This is a genomic window from Pseudoalteromonas sp. LC2018020214 (assembly GCF_016598755.1).
Classification (GTDB): domain Bacteria; phylum Pseudomonadota; class Gammaproteobacteria; order Enterobacterales; family Alteromonadaceae; genus Pseudoalteromonas; species Pseudoalteromonas distincta.
The window spans coordinates 3,606,980-3,620,667 of sequence record NZ_CP066804.1; the positions used below are offsets into that span (position 1 = coordinate 3,606,980).

At 40.2% G+C, this 13,688-nt stretch carries 8 protein-coding genes; 3 read left to right on the forward strand and 5 right to left on the reverse strand.

Annotated features, from left to right (window positions below; genetic code table 11):
* Positions 1–19 precede the first annotated feature (19 nt).
* The gene (locus JG479_RS16175; protein WP_200219656.1) at positions 20–2,194 is read right to left on the reverse strand and encodes a S9 family peptidase; all 2,175 of its coding nucleotides are present in this window, start codon (positions 2,192–2,194) and stop codon (positions 20–22) included.
* A gap of 190 nt (positions 2,195–2,384) precedes the next feature.
* Here JG479_RS16175 and JG479_RS16180 point away from each other — a divergent pair, with 190 nt between their 5' ends.
* Entirely contained in the window at positions 2,385–2,855 is a 471-nt protein-coding gene (locus JG479_RS16180) for a DUF2721 domain-containing protein (RefSeq protein WP_002960170.1), read from the forward strand.
* 75 nt (positions 2,856–2,930) lie between these two features.
* Here the strand turns inward: JG479_RS16180 and JG479_RS16185 are convergent, their stop codons facing one another.
* Positions 2,931–3,464, reverse strand: a complete 534-nt coding sequence (locus tag JG479_RS16185; RefSeq protein ID WP_197121519.1) for a S8 family serine peptidase — start codon at positions 3,462–3,464, stop codon at positions 2,931–2,933.
* An 11-nt stretch (positions 3,465–3,475) separates the two neighbouring features.
* Positions 3,476–5,809 carry a S8 family serine peptidase gene (locus JG479_RS16190; RefSeq protein ID WP_200219657.1) on the reverse strand — a complete coding sequence of 778 codons (2,334 nt, stop codon included), beginning with the start codon at positions 5,807–5,809 and terminating at the stop codon, positions 3,476–3,478.
* 225 nt (positions 5,810–6,034) lie between these two features.
* Here JG479_RS16190 and JG479_RS16195 point away from each other — a divergent pair, with 225 nt between their 5' ends.
* Positions 6,035–6,487 (forward strand): c-type cytochrome, encoded by a 453-nt coding sequence (locus JG479_RS16195; protein ID WP_024595584.1) that lies wholly within the window; start codon positions 6,035–6,037, stop codon positions 6,485–6,487.
* Positions 6,488–6,576: 89 nt separating this feature from the next.
* On the opposite strand, the gene JG479_RS16200 is transcribed toward JG479_RS16195, so the two are convergent.
* Positions 6,577–9,699 carry an efflux RND transporter permease subunit gene (locus JG479_RS16200; protein ID WP_200219658.1) on the reverse strand — a complete coding sequence of 1,041 codons (3,123 nt, stop codon included), beginning with the start codon at positions 9,697–9,699 and terminating at the stop codon, positions 6,577–6,579.
* A gap of 12 nt (positions 9,700–9,711) precedes the next feature.
* Positions 9,712–10,890, reverse strand: a complete 1,179-nt coding sequence (locus tag JG479_RS16205; RefSeq protein ID WP_149603378.1) for an efflux RND transporter periplasmic adaptor subunit — start codon at positions 10,888–10,890, stop codon at positions 9,712–9,714.
* A gap of 288 nt (positions 10,891–11,178) precedes the next feature.
* Here JG479_RS16205 and JG479_RS16210 point away from each other — a divergent pair, with 288 nt between their 5' ends.
* Positions 11,179–13,686: a zinc-dependent metalloprotease gene (locus tag JG479_RS16210; protein ID WP_200219659.1), complete on the forward strand. Its 2,508-nt coding sequence runs from the start codon at positions 11,179–11,181 to the stop codon at positions 13,684–13,686.
* Positions 13,687–13,688: the final 2 nt, after the last annotated feature.

Consider the following 13,688-nt stretch of genomic DNA (forward strand, 5'->3'; position numbering starts at 1 on the left):
ATTTAAATATAAAGATTAACTACTTTTTAATACCCGCTAAATCAAGCATAAATGCATAGTTTAGCGCGGTATCTTCTAAGCGTTTAAAGCGACCCGATGCGCCGCCGTGCCCTGCTTCCATATCTATTTTAAACAGTAACTTATTATCATCAGTTTTATAGTCACGCAGCTTAGCAACCCATTTTGCAGGCTCAAAGTATTGAACTTGTGAATCGTGCAAGCCAGTCGTCACTAGCATATTAGGATATGCTTGCTTAGATACTTGGTCGTATGGCGAGTAAGACAGCATGTAATCGTAATACGCTTTTTCGTTCGGATTACCCCACTCGCCGTATTCATTTGTTGTAAGCGGAATACTCGCATCAAGCATCGTGGTTACTACGTCTACAAACGGTACCGCAGCAACCATGCCTTTATAAAGCTCAGGCGCTTGGTTTGCTACTGCGCCCATTAATAAGCCACCAGCACTGCCACCTAACGCAAATATTTCGTCTTTTGCGCCATACTTTTGAGAAACCAATGCTTTAGTTACATCAACAAAGTCATTAAACGTATTCTTTTTAGTGAGTAGCTTGCCGTCTTCGTACCAAGGACGACCTAGCATTTGCGAGCCACGTACATGGGCAATTGCAAATACAAAGCCACGGTCAAGTAAACTCAAACGCGTGCTTGAAAAAGTAGGGTCCATGGTTGCGCCATAAGAGCCGTAACCATATTGCAGTAGTGGGTTAGTACCATCTTTTTTAAACGCATCTTTACGGTAAACTAAGCTTACCGGTACTTTTATACCATCACGTGCTGTTACAAAAATACGCTCTGAGGCGTAATTATCAGCATCAAAATCACCTAATACAGCTTGCTGTTTAAGTAGCTTTTTATCGCCAGTCGCTAAATCTACATCGTACGATGAACCAGGTGTAGTCATGCTCGTGTAGTAAACTCGTAACGTGCTGCTATCTATATCGTTATTACCATAAGTACCAATTGTATAAGCGCTATCGTTAAAGCTCAGTGGTAACTCTTTACCTGTTTTTAAATCACGCGCAATCAACTTTGATTGGCCCATTTCACGCTCTTGGTAAACTAAGTAGTCATTAAATAAATCAATGCCTTCGAGCTTAATATCATCGCGCGCTGGGATCACACTTTGCCAATTTGCTTTGTCACCAGCTTTATCAATATCCACTTTCATCAGCTGAAAATTTACAGCATCTAAGTTAGTTACAATGTAGTAAGTATTCCCTAGTTTAGATATTTCATATTCAAGCCCTGCTTCGCGCTCAATTAAGCGTTTAGGCATTGCCTTAGTATCATCAGCACTTAGTACCGATACGCCTGATGCAGCCGTGCTGCTGTGCCAAATATAAATTTCTGACTCATCTTTGCTTTTACTCATACCCATGTAGTAACTGGTATCAGTTTCTTCGTAAATTAGCTCATCATCAGCTTGTGGTGTACCTAATGTATGACGATAAACTTGATAACCTAATAAAGTTTGTAAATCTTTTTTAATGTAATAAACAGTTTTATTATCGTTTGCCCAAACTATACCGCCGTTGGTGCCCTCAAGTGTATCTTCGAGTAATTTACCGGTTGTTAAATCTTTTATTTTTATACTATAAATACGACGGCTAACAGTATCTTCGCCATAAGCCATTAAATTGCCATTCGGGCTTACATTTAAGCCACTTACTGCATAATAATCATGGCCTTTCGCAAGCTCATTTACATCTAAAATAACTTGCTGATCCGTACCTGCAAAATCGCTGCTGCGTAAGTAAGTAGTGTACTCGTTATCGCCGCGTGTTTGCGTTGAGTAAAAATAATCACCGTTTTTAACTGGGACTGAATCATCGTCTTTTTGGATACGCCCTTTTAGCTCTTCAAACAATTCACTTTGCAGCGTTTTAGTATGTGCAAGCATTGCATCTGTGTATGTATTTTCAGCTTCTAAATAGTTAATAACCTCTGGCGCTTTACGTTCGTCATCACGTAACCAATAGTAATTATCTACACGTGTGTCACCATGAATAGTCATCTCATGAGGCACTTTTTTAGCAACCGGCGCAACAGCTTGTGCAACTTGAACCGTTTTAACTTGTGTATTATTTTTTTTGGTTTCTTCAGGGGCTTGATTACAGCCACTTAAAATAGCTAGCGATAATGCAGCAAGTGCGAATGGAGTACGTTTCATCAGTCAAAGTCCTTGTTGTTTTTTATTTTTTATTAAGTAATTAAATATACCTAAAAATAACCTGTGTTGTGATTTAGTTTGTGAAGCTATGTAAAGTAAATCAACGTAATTCCTCTTTTCTTAATAAGCCTACATCAGGTACTCTGTAGATATATAAGTCATTTTCAAGCTCAACTGATTAAGGGTAGGAATGAATAACGAAGTAATAAATATTTTAACTATGGCTAAAGTAATTCAAACAGCTGTTGCCCCAGTATTCTTGATCACGGGTATTGCCGCTACTTTAGGTGTTTTATCTAATCGTTTGGCACGAATTACCGATAGGGCACGTCAGTTAGAACGCAGATTAAAAGTAAGTACTGACGAGGACTTTAATAAATCACTCGCTACAGAGCTGCGCGCCCTTTTAAAGCGTTCTCGATGTATTCATATTGCTTTTAGTTTAAGTGTATTAAGCGCATTACTTGTATGCGCTGTGGTTATGTTGTTATTTTTATCGCACATTCAATCTATAAACTTAGGCGTTACCATTGCAAGTTGCTTTGTAGCAGCAATGGCTTTGCTTATATGTGCATTTATGTCGTTACTTGGTGAGGTATTCTTAGCAACTAGAAGCATGCGTCGCGGGATGATATTTGCAGATATTGATATAAACGATTAATTTTTTTATAAAAAAACCCCGAGCAACTAATGTTACTCGGGGTTTTTATTAAATAAGCTTATTTAATAAAATAACTTATTGTGCAGTATAAATCGTCTCTAGCACTTCAATTCTAGCTTCTTTAGCATAACCTGAAGCATTTAACTGCTCTGCTGCAACTAAAATGTCTTGTCCATCATTCACTGCTAAAACGGCAATCTTAGTACCAGGAAATACAGACACCACTTTTAATCCAGCCGCTGCAGCAATGTCGCTAGCAGTAATACCATCTTTTAAAAGTACCGTAATATTACCTGATAAAGAACTTAAGTTATTAGTAAGAATATTACGAACTAATGACCCTTTAGTTACTACATCAGATGTACTTGCAACATTAACAACCGCCATGTCGCCTTTTTGCATAACTACATGCTCATCGGCAGCAACACTTGATGGCACTAAGCGTAAATTTTTCTCTACTTTATAAGAACCAAAATCAGCTTTAGTATACTTTAAGCTAGATGCTTGCTTCTTTGGTAGTTGAAGCTCTTTATCAAAGCTTGTGTTTGCCGTAGCGCTAAAAGAAATACACGCAGCAGCACTTAATACGATTAATTTATTAACTTTCATTTTCATAATCCTTACTCTTGACCTGCGTGACCGAATGCGCGTAAAGACACACCCTCTAAAACACTTGCTGAACTATTATTGCTAATACCTACTACACCTAAACCATTGTCATCACCTTTACTAAGTGCATAGCTATCTGCGCTCGTGTCTAGTAAACGAACTGTCCAAGTGCCTTTAGTCGACTCACCATAAAACGCATTTGAAAGCATTACTGCATCTTTTAGTATATAGCCAACACTCCAACTGCTAGTGAAACTATATGCTGGGTAGAATAAAGCTTGCTTAGATGACAGTAATACACTTCGTGTACCCGCTGGCGATGTAACTTCTATAGCTAAATCTGTTCCGGCTGAAGTTTGTGTACCATCGCTTAAGCCAAAACCCATTTCAGCGTTACTTACATCGAACTTAAACTGCATTGCTTCAATGCTTAGCTCTTCAGTCACTTCAATTTCTTGTGTAAGACCCGTTGCATTGTTATCTGGAATTTCAAGTGCAAGTGCGTCTTCAGCAACTGCTGAACCAACACCACTCCACTGAGTAATAACTTGTTCACCTAAAGCAACATCGTAAGATTTAGCCATAGAAACCGCAGCTCCAGCATCTGCACGACCAAAACCATATAAGTTATTGAAGTTATAACCGGCAGAGTTTTCAATCCAACCGTCATGAGCAACAAACTCGCCTTCACCAACTGTTAATTTAACAGCAGCATTATCTGCATCAATTAAAGTGCTAGTTGATGCAAGGATATGGCGAACGTCACGCCATGTTAAATCAGGATTAGCCGAAAGAATTAACGATACCACACCCGATGCATTTGGCGCAGCAGATGATGTACCATTAAACGTTGAAGTATAGTTACAGCTTGCATTATCTGCATGGCCTGGATAGTTAAATGGATATTGACTTGCAGCAAACTCTTCACCGTAAGCAGCAGCCCATGCTGCAATAGAGCCACCATTGAAACCTGAATAACCATTTATACAAGTCATTTGATCTGTTGTTACCATTGCAGGAGCATAACGACCAAACTCACCCGCTGGAGCCGACACCATTACGTTAGCACCCGCTGTAGAATAGCTAGTATGTTTACCATTAGCATTTACTGCAGCAACACTTAAATAATAAGGGTGGCCTTGGCTTGGCTCAAAGGCGCCATTATAACAAGTTAAACCTAAGTCATTTGCGCCATTGTCAGCACATAAAGAACCTTCATCGCCACCGTCTTCAAATGAGTTACCGCTAGATTTCATATTTAGCGCACCTTTACCATCACGAAGGTTAAGGTTAGGGTAAGATTCAATTGCCTCATCTAGCTCTGAATAACCGATAAACGTAGGGAACGTAATACCATAACTACGGTTAAACGCTGAAATATTTTCAGACGTACTAATACCACTACCAGGGAAGCCATGAGCAAGTAAATCAGTTTGTGCTACTTTATCTCCACCAAGGTAGTTCATACCGATTAAGCCTGCATCAGGTGCAACACCGCGGCCGCCTTTGCCATTCCAACCTTTTGCTGCAATTAAGCCGGCTACACTTGTTCCGTGGTCACCACTGTTTGATGTACTTGTAGGATCTGTACGGTCTAGCGCTTCAGCGTTAAGGTTTAGAGAACGATTTGGTAATACGTTATCTACTAAATCTTCGTGGCGAATTTCCATACCTGAGTCAACAACAACAGCAGTTACACCAGCACCTGTAACGCCTTGAGCATAAGCGGCTGTTACATTCATATCTTCACCAGCAACCAAACCTGTAGCTTCTGCATTAGCAAAACTAGTATCAACACTTGCTTGCGCTTCTTCTTCGGTATCGCCAAATAGATTTACATATAAATTAACTAAGCCCTGCTTCATTTCATCGCTTAATGAGTATGCTTTTTGGCCTGTATTATTTAGGTGCCATTGTTGATTTGCTAATGGGTCACCAACAACTCCTGAAATGTTTATTTGTGCAGAAGCCGTTTTACCATTTGCGTTTACAGTGTAATCAATAACTGCATCATCATCCGTCATTGGAACATAAGTAAATGATGTTCCCTCTACAGTTAGAGTACCGTGACTAAATGTGAATACGCCATCTTCTGCAACCACTTCTTCACCATTTTCAGTGAAGCTAAATGTAAGTGCATCGCCATCGTTATCGCTGGCTTTAAATTCTGCAGTAACAGGGATCCATTGTTTTAAATCTACAACAACTACATCGCTCGCTTTAGGCGCTACGTCAGTAACTAATGGTACGCTATTTTTATTATCGTCATCACTACTTCCACAACCAGAAAGTGATACCACTATTGCAGCAGACAATGCTGACATTTTAAAAATATTATTTTTCATAAACTCTCTTTGTTAGTTATTTTTATGATGACGTGACGTTACACAACAACAATCAAAATAACAACGAGGCGTTTACAGTCATTAACAATAAAGACAATAGATGTAACGATAGGGTAATCATTGTATGCTTAGTTAAAGAAACAATTATTAAGCACATATATTAACTTGAACATTTAAAGAAGCTAATATAAAACAGGATTAACAATTACTTTAAAAGGGGCAAACATGAAATTAAAAAAAGTATTAGCAACAATAGCGCTGGCAACGTGTGCATTTAGCGTATCGGCAAATTCTGCATTTAAAGAGCCAAGTGACGCGATTGAATACCGCCAAGCAGCGTTTTCAATGATCTCAGTACAAATTGGTGACATGGGCGCAATGCTAAAAGGTAAAGTACCTTTTGACGCAGAGCAATTTAAAAAGCGTGCTAACAACGCAGCTGCACTTTCAAAAATGCCATGGGAAGCGTTTTACGAAGGAACAGATAAAGGCGACACAGCTGCACTTGCTGCTGTTTGGTCTGAAAACGATACTTTTATGAAAAAAGCAACTGCATTCCAACAATACGCAGATGAGCTAGCAGTAGCGGCTCAATCGGGCGATAAGGCCGTAATTGGTAAAGCTTTTGGCGCATGGGCTAAAGGCTGTAAAGATTGCCATAAGCAATTTAAAGATTAATTATTGTTGTAGCCAGTTTAACAACAATAAATAGATAATAAAAAGCACTGAGCGTTAATAACGGTCAGTGCTTTTTTTATGCTTTTTATCTACGAGACTTTCACAGCTCGGCTTTTAAATGGGCGTTTAAATACGGCACCAATATCACCTAGAATAATATATAAACACGGTACTAATATAAGCGTTATTAACGTTGCAAACATAACAGCAAAGCCAAGTGCTACTGCCATAGGTATTACAAACTTAGCCTGCAGGCTTGTTTCAAACATAATGGGCAATACACCAGCAAAGGTAGTGATTGATGTTAATAAGATTGCTCTAAAGCGGGCACAACCTGCTTCTATTACTGCATGTTTAACGCTAACACCCTCGCGGCGAACTTGGTTTACGTAATCGGTCATTACTAGGGAATCGTTTATAACAACGCCTGCAGCAGCAATTAAGCCAAAGCCCGACATTAAGCTCATATCTAAATCAAACCAGTAATGACCCCAAATAGCGCCAGTTAAGCTAAACGGAATAACCGACATTACAATAAGCGGTTGTGAATAGCTTTTAAGCGGAACAGCCAGCAGTATGTATACTAAAATCATTCCGCCAATAAAAAACATTATTTGCTCATTAGCTTGAGCTTGCTGCTCTTCAATGGCGCCACCAAGCTCTGATTTAACACTTGGGAATTCTTCAATTAGCTGTGGCAGTAAGTTTTCTTTTACTTGCGTAACCACTTCGCCTGGCTCAATTTGCTCTTCATCAATATTGCCATAAACATACACGGTACGATAACCTCCTTCACGGCGTATATAGCTAATACCTGGCGTTTCAGTTAGCTCTACTACATCACCAAGAAGTACTTCTCGCCCTTGTGGGGTGGTCACTACAGTGTGTTTAAGCGATGAAAATGCTTCGCGAGTCAGTTTAGGATAACGTACCATTACGCGTACTTCTTCGCCGTTTCGGATTACGCGCTGTGCTTCGCCACCATAAAAACTAGCACCCACTTGATTTGCAATACCTGCCAAATCTAAGCCTAAATCGTATGCAACTGGTTTAAGGCTCATTTGCACTTCTTTGCTCGCAGGATCTATGGTTGAACTAATATCAAACAACCCTTTTTGCTGTTGAAGTAATTGAATAAAACGACGACCCGCTTGATTTAAAGTATCTATGTCTGAACCATACAATAAATAGCCAAACTCGCCGCCACCATTACCACCGCCGCCACCAACATCGTCTTGAATAGTTAACGACTTAATACCAGCAATAGTCGGCATAGCCTCACGCCACCGTCGCGAAAGCTCAAATGCATTGTATGGACGTGAGTCTTCGTCAACCAATGGCGCAAGTAACTGCGACTCGGTTCTGCCTTGATTAAATACCAATACATCACGAATAATTTTTTGACCAAACTCACGTTCTGTTTCTTCATCGACTCTAAGTACCATAGCCTCTATTTCACGAATAGCGGCAATGGTTTGTAAGTCAGAAACGTTGTCGTTCATTTCAACTTGTATTTGTGGAAAGTCGTGCGGCACTTTAGGAGTTGGAACTGTACGTACTTTATTAGACGTAATAAGTGCAATACTGATTATAAACATTGCAATAAAAGCAAACAAAACAGTCCAGCGCCAATCAACACACTTAGCAATAAAACGTTTGTATGGGCCATTTACGAAACCAAAAAAGCGTGTATTGAAGCGATCGCGCCAGCCACCTTTTTTAATCGGCGAAAAGTGCGTATGAGCAATGTGAGCTGGCAGTATCAGCTTTGATTCAATCAAACTAAATACTAAACACAGCATTACTACAACAGCTATACCATAAAAGAAGGCACTTTCTGGCCCGCTCGACATTGTGAATGGTGCAAATACAGCAATCGTTGTTAACACACCAAAGGTTGCAGGGGTCGCGACTCGGTTAGCGCCACGCACAACATTTTCTACACCACCGCCGCTTTTTTCAACTTCGGTGTAGGCAGCTTCCCCTATCACTATGGCATCATCCACCACGATGCCGAGCACCATTATAAAAGCGAATAACGAAATAATATTAATGCTAATGCCAAATAGCGGCATCATCATCATGGCCCCTAAAAAACATACAGGTAAGCCAATCATTACCCAAAGCGCTAGTTTAAATCGCAAGAATAACGACAACATAATTGCCACCAAAATTGCACCTTGAAACAGGTTAGCTTTCATCATATCAAGGCGAGCATTTAGGTAGTAGGTCATATCCATTAATGGCTCTAATCGAATACCTGGCGGTAGCTGCTTATTTTTTTGATCAATAAACGCTTTAACCGAATCCGCAACGGGAATCATGTTTTGCTCTTGCGTTGCTTTTACCGATAAATACACCGCGTTTTCGCCATTAAACTTAAAGTAGCGCTCACCTTCGGTAAATTGATCTTTAATCACGGCAATATCTTGCAGTAAAACTTTAGCGCCATACTCGCCAATTTTTACCGGAATTTGCCTAAACTCTTCACCTGAGTAAAACTGATTCTCGACGCGAACAGAAATAACACCTGCGTCTGTTTTTAGCTGCCCCGCCGAAAAGTTAGCTGAGTAACGGCGTACCGCATTCATTACATCACTAAGGGTTAGATTATATTGGCGCAGCGTATCAGGCTCTATTTCAATTGCTATTTCATCAAGAGGAACATCGTTTACCACTAACGACACGTTAGATAACTGTAGTAACTCATCCTCTATTTGGTTTGCTATAGGCTTAAGCTCTGTAAGTGGTAAGTCAGCAACGAGCGTCATACCTATTACGTCTTGCCTAAACTCAACCTGACTTATGGTGACCGGTTCCATACCGGCCGGAAAAGTCGCAATACCATCAACACGCAACTTTACTTTATCAAGCACATCAGTAAGTTTTGCATCGGTGTTTATTTCAAGACTTGCTGTACCGCCATTTCTAAATGCGCGATACACGCCTTTTTTAATTTCGGTTATATCTTTAAGTGACTCTTCAACTTTTATAAGAATACTTTCTTCTATTTCCTGAGGAGAGGCACCTGGGTAATTAGCCTCAATATTAATGTAGTTAATCTCTACATTAGGAAACATTTGACGCTGAATCGTAAAGTAACTTATAGCCCCCATAATAATGATAAAAAACATCATTAAATTAGCGGCTACTGAATTATTAGCAAAGTAGGCAATTAGCCCTGTTTGTTTTTGTTGTATTGACTCGCTCATAACTATTACACCCTACAGCTGTTGCGTGTTTGAAGTGCTCGTTTCTGAGCTTTCAGGTTTTGTAGCTACACCTGCAATTTTAACCTGCATTCCTTTTTGCGGGTATTCAGGTAGAGTAATAACAAGTTTATCATCGGCATTTAAACCACTGCTAATGTAAAAATACTCACCCTCTTCACGAATAACCGTTACTTTACGTGGCTCTAGTTCTTGGTTTTCGTTTACTACCCACACAGTTTGGTTGTTAACTAAAGCTTGCGGTAAGCGGTAAATATTATTAAGCATTGCACCTGCAAAATTTACCTGTACGTAGCTGCCAAACTTAATGGCTGGTTGTATGTTTTTAAGACCGTATGGGTCTTCTATACGCACTACTAAACTACTCATACGCGTAGCGTTATCAACAATCCCTAGGTCGCGGTCAATTACACCTTCACGGGTGAAGCTGTTTAGGCCTTTTTGAATAATCGTTGCGGTAATACCTTTAATACGTTCTGGCAAAAAAACGCTATCGAACCCTGCGATAGGAATAATCACTTCAGCGGTCTCAATATTATTGAGTTCAGCAACTTGCGAACCCATAGTGACAAACTGTCCAACACCTATATTTCGGCTAATCACCAATGCGTCGTAAGGGGCTGTAACATCACAATTATCCAAATCACGTTGCGCGCGCTTTAATGCTGCTTGCGCCGACTTAACAGATGCTTGAGCACTGAGCACTTGAGGTTTACGTAAAAATAAATCTGTGCGCGCTTTACTTGGAAAGCGCTTGGCTTCGTCTTCGGCTACTTGAGCTTGAGCTTGTTCCTCTATTAAACCCGCTTGTGCGCGAGCAAGCTCGGCCTCTGCAACAAGTACTGCTGCTTCATAGTTGTCTTTTTCGATAGTGAATAAGGTTTCACCGCGAGCAACTATGCCACCGGCTACAAAATTAGGATGCCAACTTAACACCTCGCCCGACACCTGCGCCGAGAGCTGTGTATTTTCAAGAGGCTTTACTTCACCGTAGCTATTAATAATAACTTGGTGATCATTTGCTGCCACAGGCTCAACTTGCACTGTTGGACGAGTATCAATTACTTCTTTTTTTTCTGGCTCTTGTGCAATGGCATTTATTCCCATAAAGCCAACAACACCAACAATGAGCGCCACAAATGGAAAAACCCATCTAAGTGAATTTGTTTGCATATCCTATTATCCCCAAAATTCTATTAACGCCATAATACCAGAGCCATATGAAACATTAAGGTGACATTTGTAAGCAACTGTTACAAATGGATATATGCCACTGCTATTTAGGGCTATAGAATATAACTTTACATGCAGCTCACCTCATTCGTTATATTTTGTTACAAACTTTTATTCATTAATATCAGTTAATTAACGTTAAACACTTAAATTTCATCGCGAAGATGTGCGAAATTAAATTAATTTACGTACAGTCCAATTAAATTAACAAATATTAAAAGTCTCAAAATGAAATTAACGAGCATCACCCTTGCGCTTAGCTTAGCGTTTGGCAGCCATGCATTTGCAGCCGATAAAAAAGACGAAAAAGAGTCAAAAACACTTAGCGAAATGATCAAAGGACAAACCGAATTTGCCGGTATATTTAGCCTTTATCAAGACGAAAAAACCGGTAAGCACCTTATGGTGATTGACGAATCCCAACTCAATACGCCATTTGTGTATTTTGCGCACACTGTCGATGGCGTTACAGATGCAGGCCATTATCGTGGTTCTTACCGCGAAACTAAGTTAATTGAATTTAGAAAATACTTTGACCGTATCGATATTATTAGCAAAACACCTCGCTACAAATTTGACGAAAGTAGTGCAATTTCAAAAGCAAGTGATGCCAATATTAGTGAAGCGGTACTTGCGAGCATTAAAATAGAAAAAGAAGAAGACGGTAAAATAGCACTTAATGTAAATAAGTTATTTTTAAGCGAAGCACTTCATAAAGTATCTCCTACGCCAAATCCAGCAGATAAAAACGCTAAAAAACGCTTTAAAGTAGGTAAACTAGACGATAAAAAATCACGCATTATTAAACAGCGTCCATACCCTAATAACTTAGACGTGGTTGTTGATTACGTATTTACTAACCCAAGCCCAACGGTACGTGGCTCAAATGCAGTAAGCGACCCGCGTAGCGTATCGGTAAAAGTTCAGCACTCGTTTGTCGCTCTACCTAGCAATAACTACGCACCACGTATGGATGATGCGCGCATTGGTTATTTTACAAATCAATTTGATCAAATGACATCTACCGATTGGGCACCTTATCAAGATGTTATAAAACGCTGGGACTTACAAAAGAAAGACCCAAGTGCAGCGCTTTCAGAGCCAATAAAACCAATTACTTGGTGGATAGAAAACACCACACCCATTGAATGGCGCGATACTATTCGTGACGCTGTTTTAACGTGGAATACCTCTTTTGAAAAAGCCGGCTTTAAAAATGCCTTAGAGGTAAAAGTACAACCAGACGATGCAGACTGGGATGCGGGCGATATCAATTACAACGTACTGCGTTGGACTTCGTCACCTAAGCCTCCATTTGGCGGATACGGGCCAGCACTTGCTAACCCATTAACAGGCGAAATACTGGGCTCAGACATTATGCTTGAGTTTGTATTTATGAAAAACCGCTGGATTTACGACACACTTTTCACACAAGGAACAATGAGCCACGGTGAAACAACAAATACCGGCGAGCTAAATTGCTCTCTTGGGCATGAGATTCAACAAAATCTAATGCTTGCCAAAGGCCTTGCTAGCGGCGACAAAATTGAAGATAAAGAAATGCTTCGCCAAGGTCTAACGCAATTGGTACTTCACGAAGTTGGCCATACTTTAGGTCTTAACCATAATATGAAATCATCAATTTTGTGGGATGAAAAAGAAGTACACGATAAAAACAAAACCCAAGGCATAGTAACCGGTTCTGTTATGGATTATGCACCCGCTAACATTGCCCCAATTGGTGTGCAGCAAGGTGATATTTTTCAAACAAAACCAGGTCCTTACGATGATTGGGCAATTAACTATGGCTACAGCGTAGCGCTTGCAGATGAAGCTGCTGAGCAAGCTCGACTTGAAAAAATACTTGCTCGTTCAAGTGAACATGCCCTTGCCTTTGGTAACGATGCAGACGATATGCGCGCACCAGGTCGCCATATCGATCCACGTGTAATGATTGGTGATTTGTCGTCAAACCCTGCTGCCTATGGCGCAGATCGTATGGCACTAATTAATAAACTATTTACTGAGCTAAAAGATAAAGCAACGGTTAAAGGTGAGTCTTACCAACAGCTTGTTACCTCTGCTAATAGCTTATTTGGTCAGTACCGAGCTCAAGCAGGTGTTGTTTCTCGCCAGATTGGTGGTGTGTACGTTGAGCGCGCTGTAGTGGGTGATACAAATGCAGATAAACCATTTACACCGGTATCGCTTGAGCGTCAAACACAAGCAATGAACATACTAGCAAAGTTTGTATTTGCACCAGATGTACTACAAAACATGCAACCTCTTTATAGCTACTTACAGCTTCAACGTCGTGGCTTTAATCACTTTGGCAAAAATGAAGACCCTAAAGCACACCAAATGATTTTAGGGATGCAAAAGTCTGTACTTGCACAGCTATTACACCCAGCGGTATTACTGCGTATTTCTGACACAGCTCTGTACGGTAACGAATATAGCCTAACTCAGTTTATGGAAGATTTAACCGCCAGCATTTTTGTGAAAAGCAAAGACGCAAACTCTATTAGCCACAACTTACAAATTGAGTATGTTAACCAGCTAATCGCGATTGCAGGCCTTGGTAAAGCAAGCAAATACGATAACTTAGCTAAAACAGCAGCGTTATATCAGCTAACTCAAATAGCCGATACCAGTGTTGCTTGGGGTGCAGATACAGCAACTAAAGCGCATAAGAAATATATTGATCGCTTAATTGCAAAAGCGCTAGAAGCATAAAA

Bases quoted from the DNA above. Each gene is read 5' to 3' on its own strand.
- JG479_RS16175 (WP_200219656.1), bottom strand. From the start codon at position 2,194: ATGAAACGTACTCCATTCGCACTTGCTGCATTATCGCTAGCTATTTTA.
- JG479_RS16180 (WP_002960170.1), top strand. From the start codon at position 2,385: ATGAATAACGAAGTAATAAATATTTTAACTATGGCTAAAGTAATTCAA.
- JG479_RS16185 (WP_197121519.1), bottom strand. From the start codon at position 3,464: ATGAAAGTTAATAAATTAATCGTATTAAGTGCTGCTGCGTGTATTTCT.
- JG479_RS16190 (WP_200219657.1), bottom strand. From the start codon at position 5,809: ATGAAAAATAATATTTTTAAAATGTCAGCATTGTCTGCTGCAATAGTG.
- JG479_RS16195 (WP_024595584.1), top strand. From the start codon at position 6,035: ATGAAATTAAAAAAAGTATTAGCAACAATAGCGCTGGCAACGTGTGCA.
- JG479_RS16200 (WP_200219658.1), bottom strand. From the start codon at position 9,699: ATGAGCGAGTCAATACAACAAAAACAAACAGGGCTAATTGCCTACTTT.
- JG479_RS16205 (WP_149603378.1), bottom strand. From the start codon at position 10,890: ATGCAAACAAATTCACTTAGATGGGTTTTTCCATTTGTGGCGCTCATT.
- JG479_RS16210 (WP_200219659.1), top strand. From the start codon at position 11,179: ATGAAATTAACGAGCATCACCCTTGCGCTTAGCTTAGCGTTTGGCAGC.